At 69.0% G+C, this 26,237-nt stretch carries 17 protein-coding genes, 2 rRNA genes and 3 pseudogenes; 14 read left to right on the forward strand and 8 right to left on the reverse strand.

All coding sequences use genetic code 11. From position 1 onward, the window contains the following. Positions 1 to 97: 97 nt before the first annotated feature. The 4 genes and pseudogenes from NEH16_RS14770 to NEH16_RS14785 all read right to left on the reverse strand — a co-directional run bounded on the left by NEH16_RS14770 (position 98) and on the right by NEH16_RS14785 (position 5,916). Positions 98 to 1,086 (reverse strand): annotated as a pseudogene (locus NEH16_RS14770) (NlpC/P60 family protein). A gap of 646 nt (positions 1,087 to 1,732) precedes the next feature. Next, positions 1,733 to 3,610: an alpha/beta hydrolase gene (locus NEH16_RS14775; RefSeq protein ID WP_265542766.1), complete on the reverse strand. Its 1,878-nt coding sequence runs from the start codon at positions 3,608 to 3,610 to the stop codon at positions 1,733 to 1,735. After that, complete coding sequence (locus tag NEH16_RS14780; protein WP_265542768.1) at positions 3,607 to 3,993, reverse strand: hypothetical protein; 387 nt, start codon at positions 3,991 to 3,993, stop codon at positions 3,607 to 3,609. The genes NEH16_RS14775 and NEH16_RS14780 overlap by 4 nt, the downstream gene beginning before the upstream one ends. A 165-nt stretch (positions 3,994 to 4,158) precedes the next feature. Beyond that, entirely contained in the window at positions 4,159 to 5,916 is a 1,758-nt protein-coding gene (locus tag NEH16_RS14785) for a hypothetical protein (protein ID WP_265542770.1), read from the reverse strand. Between the two features lie 132 nt (positions 5,917 to 6,048). On the opposite strand from NEH16_RS14785, the gene NEH16_RS14790 reads away from it, so the two are divergent. Next, on the forward strand, positions 6,049 to 7,239 hold the full coding sequence (locus NEH16_RS14790) for a low temperature requirement protein A (RefSeq protein ID WP_265542772.1): 1,191 nt from the start codon (positions 6,049 to 6,051) through the stop codon (positions 7,237 to 7,239). On the opposite strand, the gene NEH16_RS14795 is transcribed toward NEH16_RS14790, so the two are convergent. Beyond that, positions 7,175 to 8,404, reverse strand: a complete 1,230-nt coding sequence (locus NEH16_RS14795; RefSeq protein WP_265542774.1) for a hypothetical protein — start codon at positions 8,402 to 8,404, stop codon at positions 7,175 to 7,177. The two genes, NEH16_RS14790 and NEH16_RS14795, sit on opposite strands and share 65 nt — an antisense overlap. Positions 8,405 to 8,692: 288 nt before the next feature. Here NEH16_RS14795 and NEH16_RS14800 point away from each other — a divergent pair, with 288 nt between their 5' ends. From NEH16_RS14800 to NEH16_RS14840, 9 genes and pseudogenes are all read left to right on the forward strand, one after another. Continuing rightward, positions 8,693 to 9,481 (forward strand): DUF4232 domain-containing protein, encoded by a 789-nt coding sequence (locus NEH16_RS14800; protein WP_265542776.1) that lies wholly within the window; start codon positions 8,693 to 8,695, stop codon positions 9,479 to 9,481. 77 nt (positions 9,482 to 9,558) lie between these two features. After that, entirely contained in the window at positions 9,559 to 9,996 is a 438-nt protein-coding gene (locus tag NEH16_RS14805) for a DUF6892 domain-containing protein (protein WP_265542779.1), read from the forward strand. A gap of 79 nt (positions 9,997 to 10,075) precedes the next feature. Continuing rightward, positions 10,076 to 10,765 (forward strand): DUF402 domain-containing protein, encoded by a 690-nt coding sequence (locus NEH16_RS14810; RefSeq protein WP_265542780.1) that lies wholly within the window; start codon positions 10,076 to 10,078, stop codon positions 10,763 to 10,765. Positions 10,766 to 11,044: 279 nt separating this feature from the next. Then, complete coding sequence (locus NEH16_RS14815) at positions 11,045 to 11,353, forward strand: hypothetical protein (protein WP_018101695.1); 309 nt, start codon at positions 11,045 to 11,047, stop codon at positions 11,351 to 11,353. 181 nt (positions 11,354 to 11,534) lie between these two features. Then, positions 11,535 to 12,404: a hypothetical protein gene (locus NEH16_RS14820; RefSeq protein ID WP_265542783.1), complete on the forward strand. Its 870-nt coding sequence runs from the start codon at positions 11,535 to 11,537 to the stop codon at positions 12,402 to 12,404. Next, positions 12,394 to 13,750 (forward strand): annotated as a pseudogene (locus tag NEH16_RS14825) (hypothetical protein). Before NEH16_RS14820 ends, NEH16_RS14825 begins: the two are co-directional and overlap by 11 nt. Beyond that, positions 13,747 to 15,297 (forward strand): SCO6880 family protein, encoded by a 1,551-nt coding sequence (locus NEH16_RS14830; RefSeq protein ID WP_073964827.1) that lies wholly within the window; start codon positions 13,747 to 13,749, stop codon positions 15,295 to 15,297. The pseudogene NEH16_RS14825 and the gene NEH16_RS14830 overlap by 4 nt, the downstream one beginning before the upstream one ends. 39 nt (positions 15,298 to 15,336) lie before the next feature. Further along, positions 15,337 to 16,755, forward strand: a complete 1,419-nt coding sequence (locus NEH16_RS14835; RefSeq protein WP_026171334.1) for an ATP-binding protein — start codon at positions 15,337 to 15,339, stop codon at positions 16,753 to 16,755. A gap of 1 nt (position 16,756) precedes the next feature. Further along, a pseudogene (locus tag NEH16_RS14840) lies at positions 16,757 to 18,450 on the forward strand (type VI secretion protein). 15 nt (positions 18,451 to 18,465) lie between these two features. Here NEH16_RS14840 and NEH16_RS14845 read toward each other — a convergent pair. Next, positions 18,466 to 19,023, reverse strand: coding sequence for a GNAT family N-acetyltransferase (locus tag NEH16_RS14845; RefSeq protein ID WP_265542786.1), 558 nt, complete (start codon positions 19,021 to 19,023; stop codon positions 18,466 to 18,468). 143 nt (positions 19,024 to 19,166) lie between these two features. Between NEH16_RS14845 and NEH16_RS14850 the strand changes: the two genes are divergently transcribed. From NEH16_RS14850 to NEH16_RS14865, 4 genes are read left to right on the forward strand one after another with little or no spacing between them, the layout of a single operon-like run. Beyond that, on the forward strand, positions 19,167 to 20,099 hold the full coding sequence (locus NEH16_RS14850) for an ATP-binding cassette domain-containing protein (protein ID WP_265542788.1): 933 nt from the start codon (positions 19,167 to 19,169) through the stop codon (positions 20,097 to 20,099). Further along, a complete protein-coding gene (locus NEH16_RS14855) occupies positions 20,096 to 20,884 on the forward strand; it encodes an ABC transporter permease (RefSeq protein WP_265542790.1) in 789 nt (262 codons plus the stop codon). The genes NEH16_RS14850 and NEH16_RS14855 overlap by 4 nt, the downstream gene beginning before the upstream one ends. A gap of 32 nt (positions 20,885 to 20,916) precedes the next feature. Continuing rightward, positions 20,917 to 22,185 (forward strand): sensor histidine kinase, encoded by a 1,269-nt coding sequence (locus NEH16_RS14860; protein ID WP_265542792.1) that lies wholly within the window; start codon positions 20,917 to 20,919, stop codon positions 22,183 to 22,185. After that, positions 22,182 to 22,847, forward strand: a complete 666-nt coding sequence (locus tag NEH16_RS14865; RefSeq protein WP_073964833.1) for a response regulator — start codon at positions 22,182 to 22,184, stop codon at positions 22,845 to 22,847. Before NEH16_RS14860 ends, NEH16_RS14865 begins: the two co-directional genes overlap by 4 nt. A 50-nt stretch (positions 22,848 to 22,897) precedes the next feature. Here NEH16_RS14865 and rrf read toward each other — a convergent pair. Then, positions 22,898 to 23,014 (reverse strand): 5S ribosomal RNA (gene rrf / locus NEH16_RS14870). 79 nt (positions 23,015 to 23,093) lie between these two features. Continuing rightward, a 23S ribosomal RNA gene (locus NEH16_RS14875) occupies positions 23,094 to 26,219 on the reverse strand. Positions 26,220 to 26,237: the final 18 nt, after the last annotated feature.

Raw genomic sequence — 26,237 nt, forward strand, 5'->3', positions numbered from 1 at the left:
CCACCGAATGATCACCATGACGTTATCGAAGAGTGACACAACGTCGCAGCTCAGGGCCTGGGCTTCACGGAGGGTTCCGGCCACCGGCACGCACACCTCAGGCCGCCGGCCGCGCGGTCGGCAGCGCCGCGGCCCCGTCCTTGGTCACGCGTGTGGCACCGAAGTAGTCGGGCGAGTCGATCTTGTCGAACCGAATGACCGCCCCAGTGTACGGAGCGTTGATCATGTACCCGCCCCCGACGTACAGGCCGACGTGATGAATGGCACGGGAATTGGTCAGATCGTCGGAGAAGAACACCAGATCACCGGGAAGCAGTTCGTCCCGGGACGGATGCGGCCCGGCGTTGTACTGGTCGTTCGCGACGCGCGGCAGCTCGATGTCCACGGACCGGTACGCGGCCTGGGTCAGCCCGGAACAGTCGAACCGGCCGCCCTGCTCGGGCGTACCGTTGCCGCCCCACAGGTACTTCGTACCGAGCTTCTTCTGCGCGAAGTAGATGGCCCCGGCCGCCTGCTGGGACGGCTGCACCCGCCCCACGGGCCGCGCGAAGCTCTTCTCCAGGGACCGGATGATCTTGACGTAGTTCCTGGTCTCGGAGATGTCCGGGACCCCGCCGGACTTGATCACGCGGTACGCCCCCGCGTTGTACGCGGCGAGCATGTTGTCGGTGGGGTCACCGGGCACCTTCTTCACGTACCCGGCCAGCTCGCAGTCGTACGAAGCGGCGGAGGGGATCGCGTCGGCCGGGTCCCACACGTCCCGGTCCCCGTCCCCGTCCCCGTCGATCCCGTGCCCCGCCCAGGTCCCGGGGATGAACTGCGCGATGCCCTGCGCGGCGGCGGAGCTCTGGGCGCGGGGGTTCCAGCCGCTCTCCTGGTAGAGCTGGGCGGCGAGGAGAGCCGGGTTGATCGCGGAGCACAGATTCCCCCACTTCTGCACCAGCCCCTGATACTTGGCCGGCACGGCCCCCTTGGCCAACGCCACGGCCCCCCCACCGCCCCCCCGACGAGCCCGGCGGCGGCGGAGTAGGTCCCCACAACAAGCAGCGCCACAAAGCACAGGGCTCCCCCGACCCCGACCCCCATGGCCACCCAGAATCTGCGCACCCGTCAACCATCCCCCATCGGGGCATGGTTCGGGAGCGTTTTCGAGGGTGTGTACGAGTCACACGGGGCGCTCAGGAAGCACCCCCCGACCAGAAGCGATCGCGGACGTTGGGGGCCGGTACCGGCTCACCCATATGCTCGTCCCGACCGGCACGCGGAGTGGGTTCGGTAACCGAGGACCGATCCACGCAGGGCGTAGCGACCTCAAAGAACGCCTGCCCACGCCCCCCAATGAGCAGCCTCACGCGAAACCGGTCCGGCGTCTCAAAGTATGTTGCCGGGCTCTGCTCGCTGGCGTTTACGCCGACCTGGCGATAGCCGGCCCTCTGCCACTGCCGTTCAACAACACCCAGGAAGCTTCCCCGTCGCTCCTCGGAGATCACCGTGGTAACTGCCCTTCTGCGTGAAACGTCACAACTCCCTGCCGTTGTTTCCCCGTGGACCCACTCCACCGGAGGTCTAATCCCAGAAAACGTCTCGTCCAGGATCCTGTCAGCTCGATCGGCAGCCTCTTGCATGTTCAATCCACTGCTCCTCTCGCCATCCTGCGAAACGCCAGACTCACCTGCCGCTGCACAGCTTGAGACCAACCACACAGCAGCTACTGCGGCAGCTACTCGTACCCTCACCTTGGACGCTCCCGCTCGATTTCGTCCGATTTCCCGGCAACGATTCTCGCAATGTTGTCCGCAGAGACTTGGTCTTTCGCCGGGTCGAAGTAGTTGGAGTGCGCTTCCCCGGGACTGTGACCCCACTCCAAGGGCCGAGGGCCTTCGCTTACGGCAAACCGGGTTGCCCCGAAATCTCGGTGCGCGGGATCGGTGCCGAACCAAACGTCACTTTCTTCGCTCTGGGCATCTTGCGCCGCAAAACCCATAGCGCCGCCGGCCACGCCACCCGCTACACCACCGACCGCCGCCCCAACAGGTCCCCCGCTCAGCCCCAGCGAAAACCCCGCCGACGCGCCCCCGACAATCCCAGCACCCAAGCCACTCGCTTCCCGATCGTTGGGCAACTTCGTGACAGGGTCATTCTCAGCGGCACCGACGAAGACGTGCCCTCTGCCCACCCCGAGTTCATCTGCAAATCGTGCACCCGTCCCCGGGCTTCCAACCAAGACCACGTCGTCAGCTCCCGGGATCCCGGCCTTCTCCTGCGCAGCGAGACCCACTGTCAGCGAACCGTACGAGTGCCCGATCGCAGTTACATGAGGGTCTGCATGCTGATTCGTTGCCGAAATGCCGGCCATGAACTGATTGTAGGCAGCCGCACCGGCCTTCGCGTCCGACTGACCCGTCACGCCCAGCGGGTCATCCATCGATGTTTGCGGCGCGTCGTAACCGAGCCACACAATCGACGCCACCGACGCGTCAGGATCCATCTCCTTGGCGCCGATGGCGGTGTCCCGTGCCCGCTTGAGGTCCCCCCTAGCAAATTCCTCATCCAACGAAGTATTCAACCCCGGCACATACGCCGCCACATTCCGCGCCGTATCCGGATTCCCGTACGACACAATCGCCCGCCCGTTCCCCTCGTCCCCGATGCCCAACAGATACATCGGCGGCTGGCCGCCCGCCTCCAGTTGCCGGCCGATCTCCCGCAACCCCGCCAACCGCACCCGCGACACCTCGTCATCCCGCCCCTCCAGCTTGCCGATCAGCAGCTGGAGGTTGTCGCGGTTGGCCGTGTCGCGGATCAGGGACGGGATGCCGTCCAAGTTGCCGATCCGGTCCGGGTACACCGCGAGGTACTCCTCGCGCTGTTCGTCCGTCAGGTGCGCCCACCACTCCCGCACCGCCGCAGGCGCCCCCCCACGCGGGATGCGGGACTCGAGGTACCCGCGCGCCGCCTCCCGGACCGCCGCAGCGTCCCCCGCCGCATCGGTCCACGCGCGGTCCGGGACCTTCAGCCCCTCCTCCGCCCGGAGCCGCCGCAGGATCCTCGTGAAGCGCCAGTCGATCCGGGCGGCCGCCCGCACCGCCCCCGTGACCCGGTCCGAGATGTCCCGCGCCGCCGCGGCATGGGTGTGCGGGGCGACCAGCCCCGAGGAGGGCAGCAGCCCGGGCACACCGGACGCCCGAGCCGTGCCCCCGGGCAGCGGATCACCGTCGAACAGCCCCCCGGGCCCCGGCGGATACGACACCGACCCATCCGCGTGCACGGTGAACTTCAGCGACTCCGCCTCCTCCAACGCACGCCGCAGCACCCCCTGCTGCACCCGCATCTCGTGCGCGAGGCTGTTCAACGCGGTCCGGATCAACCCGCACTCGGTGTACACGTACTGCAAGTTCCGGCTCATCCGCCGCAACCGCCCCGCCGCCGCCTCGGCCGCCGCACCCCGCTGCGACTCACGCAACCCGACGAGCAGCTGCTTCTCGATCCGGTCGCGCCCCGCATCCGCGCGGTTGCTCGCCTTGCCCCACCCGTCCGCCGCGCTCTCCAGCTCGGCGCACTCGAGATCGCGTAACTGAGCCCACGTCAACGTGGAGGACAGCGCCGTCACCGCTCGACCCCGTGGGTCAGACGCGCGACGGGCGAGAACGACGACCGCACGGACTCGTTCGTCTCGCCCTGCGCCCGCGCGACAGCGCGCAGGCTGCCCGCGAGCGCCCCGCACTCATGACGGGCGGACTCGACACGGCGTACCCAGGACTCCCGCACGGCACCCAGCTCGGCCAGGGAGTTCAGACCGGCGGTACCGGCGACCACCCCCTCGTGCGCCGTCGCCAGCTCCGCGCGTACGGGCCCGAGATGGGCCCCCATCCCCTCCGCACCCCCGGCCGCCCGCAACCACGCACCACCGCTGTGCCGCAGCTCTTCCCCACCGGCGGAGCCGCCACCCGCACCGCCCGCCAGATCGACCAGCCTCAGCCGCGCACCACTCATCGTCCACCCCGTTCTTGATCACGAAGATCGTGGAGCGGCACTGTGCCAAACCCGGCAACCGCGACACGCCGGACACACAGCGGCCGGGGAGCGGGCACACCCCCGCTCCCCGGCCCTGCCAACGCCCCGCCCCCGCCCGGGGATCACCCGAACGATGGACCGGCGCTAACGCCCGTACGCCCTCGGGTCCTCCTCGCCCAGCCGCCGCAACGCGGCCGCCGCACGGTCCTCCGGCGACGTGCCGTCCTCCGGAATGCACCAGAGGATCTGCCGTACGTGGCCGCCCTCGGCGTCGTACGAGAGGCTGACCAGCGTCTCGTCCGGGTTACGGAAGACCGTCCCGGCCCAGTCGAGCCGGACGCTCCAACGCGCGAGGAGGTCCGGCCTGCCGCGCAGCCCGGCGGCGATCAGCCGGGCGGTCCGGCGGGCCGGCCACATCCAGCTCCGGTCGCCTTCCGCACGGGCGACCTCCGCGTCGTACGCCGCCGCGTCGAAATGGAGTTCGGGCAGCTCGCGTTTGCCGCCGGGCGGAACGGGGCATCGCCAGCCGGACCAGACCACCTGATCCCCGTCCCGCCGGACGGTGACGTACAGCGCCCCGCAACAGCCCTCCGTGCAGTACGCCTCCGCGAGCCGCACCTCGCGCGGTTCGTCCGTGGCCCGCAACGTGCCGGGGAACAGCAACTCCTCGGGAGAGTGGGCAGGCCCCCGCCCGAAGTACTCCGGGACCAGCGGCCGCCCGTCGACCAGGACGCGCGCCTCCACGGTGGCCGGATCCCCGGGATCGCGCTCATGGACCGCGATCCGCAACCGCGCCCCCGGGGAGCGCGGAGCACCGAGCACCTGCGCCCGCGTACGCCGCACCCACGCGGCACGCCACCGCACACCGTCGTCCTCGCCGACGTCCGGGACCACACGCCACTCCGGCCGCCCCAGGACGGCCGTCAGCTCCGACAGCGCCGCCTCGCGCCGCCCGGGCCCCCAGTCGTGCAGCACGGCGGGCCCCGTGCTCAGCTCCTGAACGGCGGACAGGAGCAGCGCATGGTGGTCGAGCGTGCGGGGAAGGAGCCCGGCGCCCCGCGCGAACGCTTCGTACGCGCGAGGGGCGTCCGGGTAGGCAAGGATCTCGGGCTGATAGTCGCGGAGGCTGGTCATGCGGAACAGCAGCCGCCCGGTCCGGGCGACCAGTCCGGCGCCCTCGGCCGTCGGCAGCCCGGGGACCTCCGTCAGCAGATCGGTGAGCCGGGACGCCTCCGCCACCCGCCGCGCCACCTCGGGCGTCAGGTCGTCCGGCAGCGCGACCAGCCGTTCCCGTACGGCGTCACGGTCACCGGCGTCGAGGGCGGCGAGCAGCGGCCCGAAGCGCACGGGCTCGCGGTGGTTGCGGAGTTCGAGCAGCGCGCCGGCCGGCCGGTCGAGCGCGTCGAGTGCGTGGACGACCGGGCGCACGAGGGAGCGCAGCCGACCGAGGGTCCGGAGATACGGCACATCCTGCGGCCCGCCCAGCTCGGCGAGGAGGGCAAGCCCGGCGCAGACGGCCAGGTAGCCGGTCCCCGTACGCACGAGCACCCGCGCCAACGCCCGCGCCCGTTCCTCGTTCTCCACCGGCATCCCGGCGACGAGAAGGCGCAGAGTGCGGTGCCTGACGGGAGGGTCCAGGGCGTCGAGCCGCCGGTGCGCCTCTTCCGCCGCCTCGACGGGATCGGGGGCGACCAGCAACGGCCCGAGAAGACGGGTCAGCTCGTCCCTGGTCTGTGTGAAATCCCGGCTGACCCGGTTGGACGGGACACGGCGGGGTACGGGCGGTGCCGCGTCCGCCAGGCACCACGGCCCCTCGGGCTCGGCGTGCTCGACACGCGATGCGCACGCGTACAGGGAGGAGGGCCGGGGAGTGAGCGCTCCGCGCTCTTCCGGGGCGCTCAACGGGCGGGGTGGTTCTCGATTCCATAGGTCATGGCGCGGAGTGTGGCAGAGCCCCGCCGCACCACGCCATCGCTTTTCCGCCGGGCGCGGTTCACGCGCCCTTACCCCGCCGAGCCGGAAGAATGCGCCCCCATGAGCTCATCGTCCTCCTCCCCCAGCTTCTGGCACCGGCCCATGGTGGCGCGCAGCGCCGACGAGCAGCACCGCGCCTCGACGATGCTGGAACTCTTCTTCGACCTCTGTTTCGTGGCCGCGGTCGCCCAGGCGGCCTCCGCCTTCGAGCACGAACTCGCCGCGGGCCGCATCGGCCACGGCGTCCTCGGCTACGCGATGGTGTTCTTCGCGATCTGGTGGGCGTGGATGAACTTCACCTGGTTCGCCTCCGCGTACGACACCGACGACGTCCCGTACCGGCTGCTGACGCTCGTACAGATCACCGGCGCGCTCGTCCTCGCGGCGGGCGCGACCGAGGCGCTGGAGCACGAGGACTTCACCGTCATCACCTGGGGCTATGTGATCATGCGGCTCGCCATGGTCACGCAGTGGCTGCGCGCCGCCCGCTCGGACCCGGAGCGGCGCCGCACCTGCCTGGGGTACGCCGCCGGGATCTTCCTGGTGCAGATCGGCTGGGTCGTACGGCTGGCCCTGCCCGAGGACACCGGCCTGGCCACCTTCGCGGTCCTCGTCCTGGCGGAGATCGCCGTTCCCGCACTGGCGGAACGCAAAACCACCACCACCTGGCACCCGCACCACATCGCCGAACGGTACGGCCTGTTCACGCTGATCGTGCTCGGTGAGTCCATCACCGCCGCCACCGGTGCCGTACGCGCCGCACTGGACACGCACGCGGCGCTCGGCGACCTCGCCGCACTGGTCGCGGGCGGTCTCCTGACGGTGTTCGCCCTGTGGTGGCTGTACTTCGCGCAGAGCGCACCCCGGCTGCTGACCAGCCTGCGTACGGCGCTGCTGTGGGGGTACGGCCACTACCTCGTCTTCGCGTCGGCGGCCGCGGTCGGCGCCGGGCTCGCCCTCAACGTCGCGCACACCGCGGGCCACGGCCACATCTCCGACCGGACGGCGGCGGCCGTCTACACCGTCCCGGTCGCCGTGTTCATCACCCTCGTCTGGCTGCTGCACCACCGCACCGCGGAACTCCGCCGCACGGCCGACGTGCTCCACCCGGTGGCGGTGCTCGCGGTCCTGGCGGCCACCTTCGCCCCGTCCCCCATCCTGACCACGGGCATCGTCACCGCCCTGCTCATCGCGGCGACCCTGCTCCTGGCCGCCCGGCACGCGGACGGCGGCACCGAGCCCGCGCGCTGACCTCAGCGGCCGGCCCGCACCGCCTGTCCGGGCAGGGCGATCCCCTGCGCCTGGGCGGTCCTCCCGGCCGCAGGGTCCACGGGACCGGAGGCGTGGACGTCAGCCAGCCCTCCGCGATGAGGGTGTGCACGATGACCCCGCGCAGCTCCCGCCCGAGCTTCTTCCACCGCAGGCCCTTGCAGAGCTGGCTGTACGACGGCCCGTGGCCGTGCTCCGCCCGGAACTCGACGGTGAACAGGGCCGCCTCGCGCCCGCAGTCCGGGTGGGCGGCCCGCCACACCTCGTACGCGTCGAGAGCCGCCCGGGGCGCGGGCAGCGGGGACGGCCCGGACATGAACGGCGGAACGAGCCGTACGAAGGGAAGGTGGCAGAGCGCGCACGCCTCGACCGCCTCCACATGCCGCAGCAGCGCGGGGCTGACGCCGGTCTTCCAGGCCGCCCAGCTCTCCGGGGTGGGCTCGGCGGCGGCCGCCGCCGCCCGGGCCGCCCGCCGTTCCTCCTCCTCCCGCGCCATCGCGGCAAACTCCTCCGGGGTACGGAACCGGCCCGCGAGGTGCCTCATCGCTTCACCGAGCCGGTAGGTCTGCCCGGACACCTCGGCGAGGAACCCCTTCTCCAGGAGCACGGGCACCGACCCGTAACAGACCGCGGGCAGTTCGTCCGGCGCCCGGCCGACCAGCTCGTCGGAGCAGTGGGCCGCCAGGAACAGCGCCGCCAGCCGGGCCCCCGACGTCCCCTTCCGCACCGGCTTGGCCAGCCTCGTGCGCATGGACCAGCCCGAGACCCGCGACCGCGCGTCCTTGCCGAGGCGCAGTGCGCGATCGGGCCCCGGGGCCAGCTCCGGCACCACGATGGCGTACGGCACATCCGGCTCCCCGCCGATGAGCTGCCCGGGCACCTCCCATCCGGCCGCTCTCAGCTCGGCCAGGGCGCCCTCCGGGTCGTCCAGCCGCAACGACCGCAGGTCGGTCCCCGTGAGGTTGCCGGCGCCCGTCCGCGCGGCCCGGATGCCCACGACGACTGCGAGGAGCCGTGCGTCGGCGGAGTCCAACGGCAGGCCGGCCACGTACGAGAGGAGCGCGCGGGCGCCCTCTCCCTGGCGCGGTGTGAGCAGGAAGGGCGGCGGCGAGGCGGCGCCACCGTCTCCGGCGGAAGCGGTCGTCACGGGCGGCACGGCGGACACGGCAGGCTTGGGCACATCACATCTAACGGTGATCGGACCGCCGAAGTCACGCGCGGACGCGCCTTTCCCGCCCGGACACCGGGTCATGCGTGAGCCGAAGCCCTCCTTCGGGTGACGTCAGCGGGACGTCAGGCAGGCGTTAGCAGAACATGAGCCGCCCGCGGGAGGCTTCCCCTGTCAGACGGTCCGGAGGGGGAGCGGTTCGCCGCAGATCCGGGCCCTGTCTGCACCGATCCGACCAATCGACCGCCACACACCTCGGGGAATCCCATGCGTACTATCCGCAAGCGCACCGCCGTCCTCGGCGCCGCCGCCACCGCCGCCCTCGCCCTCACCCTCACCGCCTGCGGCGGGGACGGCGGGGGCACGAAGGCGGCCGGCCCGGCCGACAACTCCGCCTCGGCCGAAGCCACCGTGGCCGCGAAGAACACCGCCGAGGACGCCGCGGGCGACGCCGCCCAGGACCAGGGCAGCACGTCCGGCGACGGCGCGAAGACGGGCGGCGGTTCCACCGACGCGGTCACCTCCAGCACCGGCAGCTCCAAGGGGGCCGCCGCCAAGACGGGCGGGGCCGCCGCCGGCGACACCAGCGACTCCTACGCGTACAAGCACCCCTGCAAGAGCGGCGACCTGTCGGTGCGCGTGTACGCACGCGAGGGTTCGGCCACCCAGCACATGATCGAGGTCAACAACACCGGCAGGAACTCCTGCGGCCTGAGCTACTTCCCGCGCGTCAGCCTGGGCGCGGCGAACGCATCGGACCACAGCGGCGACATCATTCCGCTGGTCCCGGGCGGCCTCGGCGGGGCGCCGGCGTACCCGGTGAAGCCCAAGACCGCCGCGATCGCGGTGGTCGACCTCAACCCGGGCGGCGGGAACGGCGTGACCTGGGTGGACGAGCTGAACGTACTCGCCGACGGCGACCACATGGCCAACGCCGAGCAGCTCAACTTCCCGCTCGGCCCCGACGTGAAGGTCGGCACCCCGAAGCTGGGCCTGTACGAGCGCACAGTCGCCGACGCGGTGGCCTCCATGAAGCAGGCGAACACGAAGCCCTGACCCGTACCGGGCCGTGGTTACGGTGCCCTCGGACGGACCACGACGGTCTGTCCGAGGGCACCGTTACGATCCGTGGCATGCCTGCCTTCCGCGACTTCAACTTCAAGCTGCTCGTCATCGAACAGCTCATGTACACCGACGAGACGCTCACCCCGGCGTTCCGCATAGCCGACTGCCTCAAGGCCAAGGGCATCGACCAGGACCCGCAGACGTACGCGTACGAGAACGACCTCGCCTTCACCGTTCTGGACGAGGCCCGCGCCCACTTCGAGGCGCTGGAGATCAGCACGGAGCTGCTGGCCACCGTGGAGACGCTGACCGTCGACGGCGGTCTGGAGGTGTACCAGGAGTGCGCGCCGGTCTGGGACGGGGAGGACGACCTCTTCGACATCGGCTCGCTCGACGACCTGGACCTGCTGCCGAACCTGCGGCTGATCGAGGGCGTGGACGACTGCGGAATCGGCATGTCGTTCGACACGGACGTCCTCGCGAGCCGGGGCATCACCACCGACTGACCGGCCGACGCCCCGTCAGGGACGTACCCCGCTCGGCCCGTACGTGTCCGGCGCACGCGCGGCGGGAATGATCAATCGCATGAAAGAGGACAACAGGGACACCGCAAGCGGCACACCGGGCGAGATCCTGCACTGGAACCTGTTCATAGGCGGCCACCTCAGCGCCTCCGTACCCGTGCGACTGGTAGAACGAACCGGCGCCGGACAACTGGTCTGGATGAAATCGGGCACCCCGATGTGGCACACCGCCCTCCCGCGCGGCGTCTCCCACCTGCGCGACATCGACCCGCACGAGCGCCCGGCCGAGGGCTTCCCGGTCGTCGCGGGCCGCTGGCCGATGGGCGACGCCCTCTTCTACCAGCCGACGGGGGCGGCCTACTCGGTGCTGTGGCTCTTCGGCCGCAGACACAAGTTCCGCGGCTGGTACGTCAACCTCGAACGACGCGTGCATCACGGCACGGACATCGACATCGCCGACCACGAGCTGGACATCAACGTCGCCCCGGACCGGACCTGGAGCTGGAAGGACGAGCAGTCCTTCGCCGAGAAGACCGGCCACCCGGCGTACTGGACGGCCGAGGAAGCGCTCGCGATCCGGTCCGAAGGAGCGACAGTCGCACAGCTCGCCGAGGCCGGAACCTTTCCCTTCGACGGCTCTTGGTGCGACTTCCGGCCACCGTCGTACTGGAAAACCCCGGCCCGCCCGCCGACTCCGCGCCACCCGCTGCTGCGCCCGATGGGCGCTCCGACCTCGCCTCCGCCGCCCTGAAGTGCGTGATTCGGCCCCCGGGGGACATCTCGGCCAGCCTGGCGCGATGACGATCATTGCCCGGCGTCACTCTCCGTGATACACAGAGTAACCATACGCATTTCGCCCACACACCGATTCGATCCGCAGGTCAGGGCGGTCAGACCGGTCAAATGTGCGAGATCCGGGTAAAGAGAGCCGTGAAGCCGTCGTACGAATCCAGTTTCATCAGCGAAGATAGAGAGTGACCCGTGCCATGCGGTACGGGCGGTGAACTACCCAACTGGGGCGGTGACTTACATGATCCTGGCAGCTGAAAAGGGCGACATCACCACCATCATCGGCGGAATCGCCCCGAACTGGGGGCCGTTCGGGACCCTGGGCAACGAGGCCCGCGTGATGATCGAGGTCGTGATGGCGATCGCCATCCTGCTGTGCCTCGGCATCGCGGTCTGGGGCGCGGCCAAGCAGCGGATCGGCGCGACGGCTCTGCGCGACACGTTCAGCGCGGAACAAGGCAAGGGACTGATCGTGGCCGGTCTGACCGGTGTGTTCATCATCGGATCGCTCGGCACCCTGTTCACCATTGTGTACGGGATGGCCGTCTGACCGGGCGTCATCCCCGAAGCGGGGCGCGGCCGCCCCACCCCTCCCATCCGTCCGTCGTGCCCACCGGCAGAGGTTGCGTACCCCTGATGTCGAGTCACCACACCGCGTCCGCGCGGAGAGCAGCACGGCTACCGTCGTACTACGACGTGGTTCAAGCAACGGTTGAGGGGGCGTACGCGGCATGAGTCTCGGCGACGAGGACGGCTACGGCAACGACGCGGGACGCACGAGCGACGCCTACAGCACGATCGGCGGCACCCGCCAGACCCGCACCCGCCTGCCCGACGGCCCCACCGGCGACCCCTACGGCCCCCGCCGCCCGGCCCGCAACTCCCGCTCCCTCATCACGTTCGCCGGCGTGGTGATCCTCCTGCTGGGCGCGATCGCCTTCGCCAATATGGGCGGCGACAAGGACGGCTCGAACGGCAAGTCCGACACGACCTCCGGCGCCAAGGCGGACGCCGCGCCGACCTCACCCACGGGCACCAAGCCGGTAACAGGCAAAAACGGCACAATCCCCGCAGGCTTCGCCCACGACCAACAGGGGGCGGAAAGCGCGGCCTCCAACTTCGCGGTGGCCCTGGGGTCTGCCGACATGTTCGTCGCCTCATCCCGCCAGGCCATCGTGCAGGCCACTCACGACCCGGCCGTCGTCGGGAAGCTGACTGAAGATCTCGATGCCGCCTACTCGCCGGACTTCCTCAAGAATGTCGGTCTGAACGCAGACGGCGCTGCTCCCGATGGCTTGACGTTCGTCTCTCGCACGGTCCCGGTGGGAACAAAGGTGGTCGAACACACCGCGGACTCAGCAACGATCGAGGTCTGGTGCACCGGTCTCGTCGGAATGGCCGGCGAGGGGTCCACGAAGCCAGTGACCGAGACCTGGTTCACGATCTCGGAGAAGCTCAGGTGGATCGGCAACGACTGGAAGATCGAGTCGTCGAGTCAGACAGAGGGGCCAACTCCCGTCAGCGGTGACAACCGGGCTTCCTCTGCCGACGAGATCGCCGGCGCGGTAGAGGGATACGGAGGATTCGTCTATGCCCGCTAGCCGTCGCCGGAGCATGCGCTCCCTGACCACCCTGAGCGTCCTTCCCGCGATGGTCCTGCTGGCCTCACGGGCCGCAGCAGCGCCATCACCGTCCCCTTCGCCCAGCAAACAGGGCGACGACGCATGCGACCTCATCGTGGGGCTCGCCAAGGACTACTGCGAAGGCGGAAGCTCCAGCTCCTCCAGGTCCACCCCGCCCCAAGCACCGACCCCGCCCTCGACCCCCTCACCTCGCTCGGGCGAGGATGCGCCGACGCCGCCGCGTGGATCGTGGGCAAGCTCAGCGACGCGGTCAAGGACACCGCCAACGTCGACTTCACGAACACCCGCTTCCTCCAGCAGTACGCCATCGTCTTCGCCGCCTCCACCGTCCTCACGCTCGTCCTCTGGCTCCTCGCCGTAGCCAAGCGCGCCATCCGCGGCGTCCCCCTCACCACCGCCATCTCCGAAGCCATCGGCTTCCTCTGGCTCACCGTCCTCGCCTCCGCCTTCACCCCCCTCATCCTCTACACCATCGTCTCCGCCACCGACGGCGTCACCGAAGTCATCGCCTCCTCCTCCGGCGGCCAGACCGACGTCTTCTTCGGCTCCTTCGCCCAAGCCCTCAAGAAGGACTCCGACATCGGCGGCGGCCCGATCATGCTGATCGTCGTCTCCCTCGTCTCCATCCTCGCCGCCGGCATCCTCTGGCTCGAACTCGTCATCCGCGCCGCCCTGCTCTACGTCGGCGCCCTCCTGGGAACCGCCGTCTACGCCGGACTCGTCGACAAGAACATGTGGGGACACGTACGCCGCTGGGCAGGCATCATGATCGCGGTGATCATGGTCAAACCCGTCATCGTCGTCGTACTCGGCCTCGCCGGCGCCCTCTCCTCCGACGACGGCCCCGACGCCTTCTCCGCCGTCGTCTCCGGCCTCGCCATCATCCTGCTGGCCATCTTCGCCTCCGCCATGATCTACCGCTTCGTCCCCGGCTTCGGCGACGAGATCCAAGGCGCCCGCACCAACCGCAAACAGGCCACCGACGGCTCCCAGGCCGCCGCCATGATCAGCTCCCCCGCCGCCCTCGTCTCCCAGGGCATCAAGACCCACAGCAGCCGCGGCGGCCAGAACAGCGGCGACACCAGCAGCGGCGGCAGCCGCCCCGCCAACCCGCTCAGCGGCGGAGTCGCCGCCCACAGCTCCCGTAACCCCGGCGGCGGAACCGGCGGCGGATCCACCCCCTCCGCCGCACCCCCGCCCCGCAGCGGCTCCGCCCCGACCGCCGGCACCCCCACAGCAGCCGCGGCACCCGCGGCGGACCAGGCAGCACAGGTAACAACCGCACAGGAGGTGGCGGGCGTTGAGCACACAGTCCCATCCGATCGCGCCCCGCCGTACGTATCTCATCGGCCGCGCCCGGCCGAACGCGATCGTCGGCAAGAACCGCGAGACGGGCGAGATCGCCCTGATCATCGCCGGCGCGTTCCTCGGCATGATGAGCGGCCTGCTCGTCCCCGTCCTCTCCCTCCGCATCGTGCTGCTCACCGGCTTCCCGCTGCTCGCCATCGCCATGGTCTACGTCCCGTACCGGCACCGGACCTTCTACAAGTGGTTCGAGATCAACCGCAGCTACAAGCGCTCCCTCCGCCGCGGCACCACCTACCGCTCCACCGCCATGGAAGCCGGCACCCGCGCCGACGGCCGCGAGATCGAGATCGGCCCGCCCCCCGGCATCGGCCGCATCAACTGGCTCTCCGCCCCCTTCGGCCCCGACGAGATCGCCGTCCTCCTCCACGCCGACCGCCGCACCGTCACCGCCGCCATCGAGATCGAGGGCCCCGGCGTCGGCCTGCGCGACAGCGAGGACCAGGAAGCCCTCGTCGACCGCTTCGGCACCCTCCTCAAGCACGTCGCCAACGGAGACGGCTTCGTCACCCGCCTCCAGATGCTCGCCCGCACCCTCCCCGCCGACCCCGACGCCCACGCCAAGGACGTCGCCCAGCGCGGCGACAAGGCGTCCCCCCGCTGGCTCCAGGACTCCTACGACCAGCTCCAGTCCATGGTCTCCACCTCCAGCGAGCAGCACCGCGCCTACCTCGTCGCCTGCATGCACTTCAACCGCGAGCTCTCCGCCGAGGCCAACGCCATGGCCCGCGCCGCCCGCCCGCACTCCGGCCGCAAGCTCGACCGCGACGCCGGCCTCGCCGTCGTCATGGCCCGCGAGCTCACCGACATCTGCGCCCGCCTCGCCGAGGCCGACATCCGGGTCCGCCAGCCCCTCGGCCAGAGCCGCCTGGCCTCCCTCGTGCACTCCATGTACGACCCCGACCACCCCATCGACCACATCCAGGCCATGACGAAGCGCAACGCCTGGCCCGCCGAACTCGACGCCGTCGAGCCGACGTACCTCCAGGCCAAGACCCGCGAATCGTCCACCCGCGCCCCCTGGTGCCACTCCACCGCCTGGGTGAAGGAGTGGCCGATGACCCCCGTCGGCGTCAACTTCCTGGCCCCCCTCCTCGTCCACACCCCCGACGTCATCCGCACCGTCGCCGTCTGCATGGACCTGGAACCCACCGAGATCGCCATCGAGCGCATGCTCACCGAGAAGACCAACGACGACGCCGAAGCCAGTCGCCAGGCCAAGATGAACCGCACCGTCGACCCCCGCGACATCGCCGCCCACGGCCGGCTCGACCAACGGGGTGAAGACCTCGCCAGCGGCGCCGCCGGCGTCAACCTCGTGGGGTACATCACCGTGTCGTCCCGCTCCCCCGAAGCCCTCGCCCGCGACAAGCGGACCATCCGCGCCTCCGCCGGAAAGTCGTACCTCAAGCTCGAATGGTGCGACCGCGAGCACCACCGCGCCTTCGTCAACACCCTGCCGTTCGCCACCGGCATCCGCCGCTAACCGCCAGTCCGCGACACCGAGAGGGAGGTCAGTCACGCCATGCGAGATCCGCTGTCCGCGTTGTCGGACGCCTTTACCGCCTTCCTCTTCGGGAAGGTGGAGACCACCCGGCTGCCCGTCCGCACCTCGACCGGCCAGGCCCAGGCCGTCTACCTGCCCACCGCCGCCCCCGGCCTCGGCGACTCCGGTGTGATCATCGGCCGCGAGGTCTACTCCGGCAAGGGCTACATCTACGACCCCTTCCAGCTCTACGGACAACAGCTCCCCGCCCCGCACTGGCTGGTCCTCGGCGAGTCCGGGAACGGCAAGTCCGCGCTGGAGAAGACGTACGTGCTCCGCCAGCTCCGCTTCCGCGACCGCCAGGTCGTCGTCCTCGACGCCCAGGGCGAGGACGGCGTCGGCGAGTGGAACCTCATCGCGCAGGAGCTCGGCCTCACCCCCATCCGCCTGGACCCCACCTCCGCGCTCAACGGCGGCATCCGGCTCAACCCGCTCGACCCGGCCATCACCACCACCGGCCAGCTCGCCCTGCTCCGCACCATCATCGAAGTCGCCATGGGCCACGGCCTCGACGAACGCTCCGGCTTCGCCCTCAAGGTCGCCCACGCCTACGTCAACGCCACGACGACCGACCGCCAGCCCGTCCTCACGGACATCGTCGAGCAGCTGCGCCACCCCGAACCGGAATCCGCCCAGGCGATGAACGTCGACATAGACGACGTACGCGCCTGGGGCCTGGACGTCGCCCTCGTCCTCGACCGGCTCGTCGACGGCGACCTGCGCGGCATGTTCGACGGCCCCACGTCCTTCGGCATCGACCTGGACGCCCCCCTGATCGTCTTCGACCTCTCGCACATCGACCGCAACTCCATCGCCATGCCCATCCTGATGGCGATCGTCGGCGTCTGGCTCGAACACACCTGGATCAGGCCCGACCGCAAGAAGCGCATCTTCCTGGTCGAAGAGGCGTGGCACATCATCAACTCGCCCTTCGTCGCCCAGCTCTTCCAGCGCCTGCTGAAGTTCGGCCGCCGCCTAGGCCTCTCCTTCGTCGCCGTCGTCCACCACCTCAGCGACGTGGTCGACGGCGCCGCCGCACGCGAAGCCGCCGCCATCCTCAAAATGGCCTCCACCCGCACCATCTACGCCCAGAAGGCCGACGAGGCCAGAGCCACCGGACGGGTCCTCGGCCTGCCCCGCTGGGCCGTCGAAATCATCCCCACCCTCACCCCGGGCATCGCGGTCTGGGACGTGAACGGCAACGTACAGGTCGTCAAACACCTGATCACCGAGGCCGAACGCCCCCTCGTCTTCACCGACCGCGCCATGACCGAGTCGTCCGTGAGCGACCTCCTCCCGGACGACGTAAGAGCCGCCGACCTCGAAGCGGAGGAACGCGCGGCCAGGATCGAGAACCAGCAGCGACTGAACGAGTCGTCCGAGTCAACGGTGGCATGACATGGCAGGCAGCGACGGGGGACGGTCCGGCGACGGCAAGGGGGGCGGCATCCCCGACGGCCTGCTCGTCGGACTGCTGGCCTTCCTCCTCGGCCTGACACTGCTGGCCTGGGCGGCCACCGGATTCGCCGGCCTCCTCGCCCACGGCGCCTGGCCCGACGGCGTCACCCCGACCGAGACACCACTCGCCCTCCGCCGCCTGCTGGAGGCCCCGCACGACCTCCCCTCCGCCTGGCCCAACACACCGCCCGGCCAGCTCTCCGGCTACGGACTGTTCTGGGGCCTGCTCATCGGCGAACTGATGGTGCTCGTGGTGCTGACGGTCTTCGTCATGGGCGTCATCACCCGCTGGCGCGCCGTACAGGCCCGCCGCCGCGCGGAACGCACGGAACGGCTGGCCCTCCTCGAACAGGCCCACCGCGAGCAGCGCGCCCGACGCAAGACGGCCCAGGGCAAGGGCCGGAAGACCGGCCGGCGGAACAAACAGCAGGACTACGCGTACGAGTCGGCGCTCCCCGAACCGGAAACGGCCACCGGGCCCACCCCCGACACCTTGCGCAAGACGACCCCCGTCCCCGCACCGGCCACCCCCGTTCCCGCCGAACACCTCAGCGAAACCACAGTGCAGCCGACAGCCCTTCCCACCGAAGCCGCCCCCGAAGCACGCACCACCCGAGACACACGGCACGTACCGACCGAACCGGCAACCATCGAGCCGACCCGCGCCACCACCCCCTCCCCGCGACCGTCCCCTCCCCGCGCACCCCCCTCGTCCTCTACGGCCCCGCCGCCACCCGCCGGGCCACCGCGGTCCAGGCCATCCGCGAGGCCGACGGCCCCGTGCTCGTCGTGACCTCCGACCCCACCCTCTGGGCCGAGACCAAGGACGCCCGCGCCAAGCTCGGCCCCGTCCTCGTCTACGACCCCGGCCACCTCTGCGACACCCCGGCCCGGCTGCACTGGGCCCCCACCACCGGCTGCGAACAGGCCGACCGGGCCACCGCCCGCGCAAGCGCGCTGCTCGCCCCCGTCCGCCCCCAGGCCCGCGTCGACTCGGCGACGGCCGACCTCGCCGAGACCCTCCTGCGCTGCTGGCTGCACGCCGCCGCCATCGACGGCCGCCCCTTCCGCCAGGTCCACCGCTGGGCCATCGGCGGCAACGCCCACGAACCGGTCCGCCTGCTGCGCACCCACCCCAAGGCGGCCCCCGGGCTCGCCGGACTGCTGGAGTCCGCGCTCACCGGCCATCCCGAACGCCGCGAGATGGCACAGGAACTGACGGTGCGCGCGTTCGGCGCCCTCTCCTCCGTCCACGTCCGGGACGCCTGCACACCAAATCGAGCAGATGCGCTCGCACTGGATTCCTTTGCGGACGAAGGGGGCAGCCTCTATGTGGTGGGTGAAGCCATCGAGACCCCGCGATCCGGTCCAGGGACGATGCCCCTGCTCACCGCGCTCGCCTCAGACGTGGTCGAGCACGGCCGCCGCATGGCCGCACGGTCATCCGACGGCCGGCTCGACCCACCAATGACGCTCGTCCTCGACGACGTCGCGGCCGTCGCCCCCCTGCCCCGGCTGCCCGAGCTGCTGAGATCCGGCCAGACCCAGGGCCTGTCCACCATCGCCCTGCTCCGTTCCCCGGAACAGGCCCGCTCACACTGGACGCAACAGCTCCGGACCCCCAGCAGCCTCTGAGGGGCGGGCACGGCCTCAGGGCCGCGCCACCGCGTACTCCAGCTCACGGGCATCCGGATCGCCCGGCATCGGCACCGTCTCCCCGGTCGGCACGAAGCCGAAACGCCGGTAGAACGCCGCGGCCCGCGGGTTGTCCTCGTGCACATACAGCCGTACGCGCTCCAGCCGCGGCGCCTCCAACGACCACGCCCACTCCACAGCCGCCCGGAACAGCCCGTCCGCCACCCCCGAGCCCCGCGCCTCCGGCCGTACGAACACACCGACCAGGTGCCCCTGGTTCACCGACGCCACCTCACCGAACCGCGCCTCGACGTCCGGCCCCTCCACGAGCACCGTCACCGAGCCCGCCCAGGCACCGTCCGGGCCCTCCGCGACGAACTGCCGCACCTCGCCCGCACCGTCCTCCGAGGCGTCCACCGTCCGCTCCCGCCACGCCTCGTCGGACCGCTTCAGCCCCTGCTCGTACGTCTCCAGGAACGCCACCGGGGCGGCCGGATCCTGCAAGGCGGCCAGCCGCAGCTCCTTCACCGACCGCCACTCGCCGGCGCGCACCGGCCGTATCACGTAGTCCATGCACCGATCCTGACCTGCGCTCCTGCGACCCCGCAAACGGATTCGGCCCGTCCGCCCGGAGTCGTACCCCGGTACTACACTCCCCCGCACATCCCGCCCCCGGTCCGACGACCGGCCCGCGCCGGCTCCGTAGCGTCGACCGCATGATCAGGGCACACGCACTCACCAAACGCTACGGGGACACCACCGTCGTCCAGGACCTCGACTTCACCGTCCACCCGGGCACGGTCACCGGCTTCCTCGGCCCCAACGGCGCCGGCAAATCCACCACCATGCGCATGCTCCTCGGCCTGGACGCCCCCACCCGGGGCCGCGCCACGATCGGCGGACGCGCGTACACCTCCCACAGCGCTCCCCTCACCGAGGTCGGCGCCCTGCTGGAAGCGCGCTCCGTCCACCCCGGCCGGACCGCCTTCCATCACCTGATGGCGCTCGCCCACACCCACGGCATCCCGCGCACCCGCGTCGAACACGTCCTGGACCTCGCCGGTCTCACCGCCGTCGCCGGGAAACGCGTCAAGGGCTTCTCGCTCGGCATGGGACAGCGTCTGGGCATCGCCGCCGCCCTCCTCGGCGACCCGGCCGTCGTCATCCTGGACGAGCCCGTCAACGGCCTGGACCCGGAGGGCGTCCTCTGGATCCGCACCCTCCTCCGCGACCTCGCCGCACAGGGCCGCACGGTCCTGGTCTCCTCGCACCTGATGAGCGAGATGGCCCTCACCGCCGACCACCTGGTCATCATCGGCCGCGGCCGGCTCCTCGCCGACACCACCGTCACCGAGTTCACCACCACGGCCGGCGGCGGCTCCGTCACCGTCCTCACCCCCCGGGCCACCGCACTGTCCGAACTACTGAGGGGCCCCGGCATCGACATCACCACCACGCCGGGCTCCGACCGACTGGAGGTGCGCGGCACAGACGCCGAACGCATCGGCCGCACCGCCGCCGCCCACGCCATCCCCCTCTACGAACTCACCCCGCACACCGCATCCCTGGAACAGGCGTTCATGGACCTCACCCAGGAGTCCGTCGACTACCGGACCACCACCGCCGCACCGACCGGAGCCCTCGCATGACCACCACGGCCCTTCCCCATCCCTACCGCGTCACACCTGCCCGGGTCCTGCGCTCCGAATGGCACAAGCTGCGCACCCTCCGCTCCAGCTGGATCACCCTGGGCCTGGCCGTCGTCCTCATCCTCGGCGTCGGCATCCTCATGGGCACCACCTACACCTCCGACGGCGGCGACTCGGACATCGACACCGTCATCCTCGTCCTCTACGGCTCGCTCCTCGCCTCGCTCTGCACGGTGGTCCTCGGCATCCTCGTCACGGCGGGCGAATACTCCTCGGGCCTGATCCGCGCCTCGCTCACCGCCGTCCCACGCCGCCTCCCGGTGCTGTGGGCGAAGGCCGCCGTCTTCACGGTCACCGTGTTCACCGCCATGTTCGCGACCGCGCTCGCCACCTTCGTCGTCGCCCAGCTCTTCCTGCACGACACGGACCAGGCTGCTTCCCTCTCCGACCCGGGTGTACTGCGCGCCGTGGCGGGGAACGCCGCCGGAACCACCCTCCTCGGCCTCATCGCCCTGGGCCTCGGCGCACTCCTGCGCTCGGTCCCCGGAGCGATCGGCGCGTTCATCGGCGGTGTGATGATCCTCCCCGAGGTGCTGACCATGCTCCCGTACGACACGGTGGAGACCGCCGTCCGCTACTTCCCCACCCAGGCCGCGGGCGTCCTCGGCTCGGCCACCCCGCTTCCGGACGCCGCGTCCCCGGGCCCGGCCCTGCTCGCCCTGGCCCTGTGGGCCTCGGCCACACTGGTCGCGGCGGCCGTACTCCTGCGGCGCCGGGACGCATGAGCCGTACGCGGCCGGGCGCGGGGGAGCCACGGATGACGGACACCACCGAGACCGGGGCACCGGCTCCACCGACCGCCCCCACCCCGCTCACCGGGCACATACAGCGCCTCTTCCAGCGCATCCGCGCCTTCGACCGCCGCCGGCCGTCGGCCTGGAACGGCGTCCTGACCGCGTTCTGGGTGCTGTTCGCCGTCCTCGACGTCTCCACCGGCGGCTGGCGCACGGTCGCCGTCGACCCGGACGTACCGGAGCCGCTGGTCTTCGCCATGAGCGCGGCCTTCTCCGCCCCGCTGCTGTGGCGCCGCACCCACCCCCTGGCCGTGCTCGCCCTCATGGCCCCGTTCTCGCTGGCCAATGTGTGGACGGGTGCGGTCATCCAGGCGTCGCTGCTCCAGGAGATCGTGGTCTTCAACATCGCGGTACGCCTCCCGATGCGCACCCTCGCCTGGTCCGGTGCCCTGGTCGCCGCACCGCTGGTGATCGCCTCCGGCCGCTTCCCGGAGGTATGGAGCCGTCTCCTCCTCCCCCACGTCTGGATGTTCGCCATCGCCGCCCTGGCGGGCATCCTGGTGCGTACGCGCAAGGAGTACACCGAGGCCCTTCTCGACCGGGCCGACCGCCTGGAACGCGAACGCGACCAGCAGGCCCGCCTGGCCGCTGCCGCCGAACGGACCCGGATCGCCCGGGAGATGCACGACATCATCGGCCACAACCTCTCCGTCATCACGGGCCTGGCCGACGGCGGCTCGTACGCGGCGGCCCGCAGCCCGGAACGCGCGGCCCAGGCGCTGGAAGCCATCGGCACCACCAGCCGCCAGGCCCTCGCCGAACTCCGCCGCCTGCTCGGTGTACTGCGCGACCAGCCCGAGGACGCGGACCGCACCCCGCAGCCCACGCTCGACGACATCGACGCCCTTCTGGAGGGCGTACGCCGGGCAGGTCTGCCGGTACGTCTCGATGTACGGGGTACGCCTCCGACCCGTCCGCCCACACCAGGACGCCAGCTGACGGCCTACCGGGTGGTGCAGGAGTCCCTGACGAACACGCTGAAGCACGCGGGAACTTCGCCGTCGCTCGCGGCCAAGGTCACTCTCACCTACCGGCCGGGCACACTCGAAGCCCTCGTCACCGACAATGGCACCCCGCCCCCGGGCGAGCGGACCTCCGCGGGTACCGGACAGGGCATCACCGGGATGCGCGCCCGCGCGTCCTTGTACGACGGCACACTCGACGCCGGACCGTCCGCCGGAGGCGGCTGGCAGGTACGGCTCCGGCTCCCCCTGGAGGACTCCCCCTCGTGACGACCGTGCTCATCGCGGACGACCAGCCGATGCAACGCTTCGGCTTCCGCATGCTGCTGGAGAGCCAGGACGACATGACGGTCGTCGGCGAGGCCGCCAACGGCCACGAAGCGCTCCAGCTCGTCGCCCGGCACCAGCCGGACGTGGCCCTGATGGACATCCGCATGCCGCTCCTGGACGGCATAGAGGCGACGCGCCGCATCATCAGGGCGGGCTCACGCACCCGCGTCCTGATCGTCACCACGTTCGACCTGGACCGGTACGCGTACGACGGCCTCCGCGCCGGCGCCAGCGGCTTCCTGATCAAGGACGCGTTGCCGGAGGAGATGCTGTCCGGCATCCGGGCCGTGGCCCTCGGCGACGCGGTGGTCGCCCCGAGCCTGACCCGCCGTCTCCTGGACGCGTACGTTCAGCACTTGCCGGCGGACCCGGGCGAACCGGCCGTCCAGGATCCGCGCATCGCCGGCCTCACCGGCCGGGAACGGGAAATCCTGACGGTGATCGGCCGGGGCTGGACCAATGCGGAGATCTCCGAACGCCTTCATCTCGCGGAATCAACGGTGAAGACCCATGTCTCCCGGATTCTCGCCAAGACGGGAGCCAGGGACCGCGTCCAGGCGGTGATCCTGGCATACGACACCCGGCTGGTCTCCCCGGGCTGAAAACGCAGAAAAGCCCCGTGCCAATGGCACGGGGCTTTCCCACAATGATTGTTCGGCGGCGTCCTACTCTCCCACAGGGTCCCCCCTGCAGTACCATCGGCGCTGAAAGGCTTAGCTTCCGGGTTCGGAATGTAACCGGGCGTTTCCCTAACGCAATGACCACCGAAACACTATGAAATTTGAACCAACCGGGCAACAACACGGCTGTTCGTTATTTCAGAACTAACACAGTGGACGCGAGCAACTGAGGACAAGCCCTCGGCCTATTAGTACCAGTCAGCTCCACCCGTTACCGGGCTTCCACATCTGGCCTATCAACCCAGTCGTCTACTGGGAGCCTTAACCCTTCAAGAGGGTGGGAATACTCATCTCGAAGCAGGCTTCCCGCTTAGATGCTTTCAGCGGTTATCCTTTCCGAACGTAGCCAACCAGCCATGCCCTTGGCAGAACAACTGGCACACCAGAGGTTCGTCCGTCCCGGTCCTCTCGTACTAGGGACAGCCCTTCTCAATATTCCTACGCGCACAGCGGATAGGGACCGAACTGTCTCACGACGTTCTAAACCCAGCTCGCGTACCGCTTTAATGGGCGAACAGCCCAACCCTTGGGACCGACTCCAGCCCCAGGATGCGACGAGCCGACATCGAGGTGCCAAACCATCCCGTCGATATGGACTCTTGGGGAAGATCAGCCTGTTATCCCCGGGGTACCTTTTATCCGTTGAGCGACAGCGCTTCCACAAGCCACTGCCGGATCACTAGTCCCGACTTTCGTCCCTGCTCGACCCGTCGGTCTCACAGTCAAGCTCCCTTGTGCACTTACACTCAACACCTGATTGCCAACCAGGCTGAGGGAACCTTTGGGCGCCTCCGTTACCCTTTAGGAGGCAACCGCCCCAGTTAAACTACCCATCAGACACTGTCCCTGATCCGGATCACGGACCCAGGTTAGACATCCAGCACGACCAGAGTGGTATTTCAACGACGACTCCACAACCACTGGCGTGGCCGCTTCAAAGTCTCCCACCTATCCTACACAAGCCGAACCGAACACCAATATCAAACTATAGTAAAGGTCCCGGGGTCTTTCCGTCCTGCTGCGCGAAACGAGCATCTTTACTCGTAGTGCAATTTCACCGGGCCTATGGTTGAGACAGTCGAGAAGTCGTTACGCCATTCGTGCAGGTCGGAACTTACCCGACAAGGAATTTCGCTACCTTAGGATGGTTATAGTTACCACCGCCGTTTACTGGCGCTTAAGTTCTCAGCTTCGCCACCCCGAAGAGCAGCTAACCGGTCCCCTTAACGTTCCAGCACCGGGCAGGCGTCAGTCCGTATACATCGCCTTACGGCTTCGCACGGACCTGTGTTTTTAGTAAACAGTCGCTTCTCGCTGGTCTCTGCGGCCACCCCCAGCTCACCGAGTAAATCGGATCACCAGTGATGGCCCCCCTTCTCCCGAAGTTACGGGGGCATTTTGCCGAGTTCCTTAACCATAGTTCACCCGAACGCCTCGGTATTCTCTACCTGACCACCTGAGTCGGTTTAGGGTACGGGCCGCCATGAAACTCGCTAGAGGCTTTTCTCGACAGCATAGGATCATCCACTTCACCACAATCGGCTCGGCATCAGGTCTCAGACTTCATGCACGACGGATTTGCCTACCGTGCGTCCTACACCCTTACCCCGGGACAACCACCGCCCGGGCTGGACTACCTTCCTGCGTCACCCCATCGCTTACCTACTACAAGTCTGGTTCGTCGGCTCCACCACTACCCTCAACTCCGAAGAGATCGGGCCGGCTTCACGGACTAAGCATCGCCTGATTCAGTATTGGGCGTTTCAAAGCGGGTACCGGAATATCAACCGGTTGTCCATCGACTACGCCTGTCGGCCTCGCCTTAGGTCCCGACTTACCCTGGGCAGATCAGCTTGACCCAGGAACCCTTAGTCAATCGGCGCACACGTTTCTCACGTGTGTATCGCTACTCATGCCTGCATTCTCACTCGTGAACCGTCCACAACTCGCTTCCACGGCTGCTTCACCCGGCACACGACGCTCCCCTACCCATCCATACAGGCGTTGGCCCTATGTGTATGAATGACACGACTTCGGCGGTACGCTTGAGCCCCGCTACATTGTCGGCGCGGAATCACTTGACCAGTGAGCTATTACGCACTCTTTCAAGGGTGGCTGCTTCTAAGCCAACCTCCTGGTTGTCTCTGCGACTCCACATCCTTTCCCACTTAGCGTACGCTTAGGGGCCTTAGTCGATGCTCTGGGCTGTTTCCCTCTCGACCATGGAGCTTATCCCCCACAGTCTCACTGCCGCGCTCTCACTTACCGGCATTCGGAGTTTGGCTAAGGTCAGTAACCCGGTAGGGCCCATCGCCTATCCAGTGCTCTACCTCCGGCAAGAAACACACGACGCTGCACCTAAATGCATTTCGGGGAGAACCAGCTATCACGGAGTTTGATTGGCCTTTCACCCCTAACCACAGGTCATCCCCCAGGTTTTCAACCCTGGTGGGTTCGGTCCTCCACGAAGTCTTACCTCCGCTTCAACCTGCCCATGGCTAGATCACTCCGCTTCGGGTCTAGAGCGTGCAACTCAAATCGCCCTGTTCGGACTCGCTTTCGCTACGGCTTCCCCACACGGGTTAACCTCGCTACACACCGCTAACTCGCAGGCTCATTCTTCAAAAGGCACGCAGTCACGACGCACCGAGCAAGCTCGATGCGCGACGCTCCCACGGCTTGTAGGCACACGGTTTCAGGTACTATTTCACTCCGCTCCCGCGGTACTTTTCACCATTCCCTCACGGTACTATCCGCTATCGGTCACCAGGGAATATTTAGGCTTAACGGGTGGTCCCGCCAGATTCACACGGGATTTCTCGGGCCCCGTGCTACTTGGGTGTCTCTCAAACAAGCCGTTGATGTTTCAGCTACGGGGGTCTTACCCTCTACGCCGGACCTTTCGCATGTCCTTCGCCTACACCAACGGTTTCTGACTCGTCTCACGGCCGGCAGACCGCAAAAGAGAGATCCCACAACCCCGCATGCGCAACCCCTGCCGGGTATCACACGCATACGGTTTGGCCTCATCCGGTTTCGCTCGCCACTACTCCCGGAATCACGGTTGTTTTCTCTTCCTGAGGGTACTGAGATGTTTCACTTCCCCTCGTTCCCTCCACACTGCCTATGTGTTCAGCAGCGGGTGACAGCCCATGACGACTGCCGGGTTTCCCCATTCGGACACCCCCGGATCAAAGCTCGGTTGACAGCTCCCCGGGGCCTATCGTGGCCTCCCACGTCCTTCATCGGTTCCTGGTGCCAAGGCATCCACCGTGCGCCCTTAAAAACTTGGCCACAGATGCTCGCGTCCAC

Source organism: Streptomyces drozdowiczii (assembly GCF_026167665.1).
Classification (GTDB): Bacteria; Actinomycetota; Actinomycetes; order Streptomycetales; family Streptomycetaceae; genus Streptomyces; species Streptomyces drozdowiczii_A.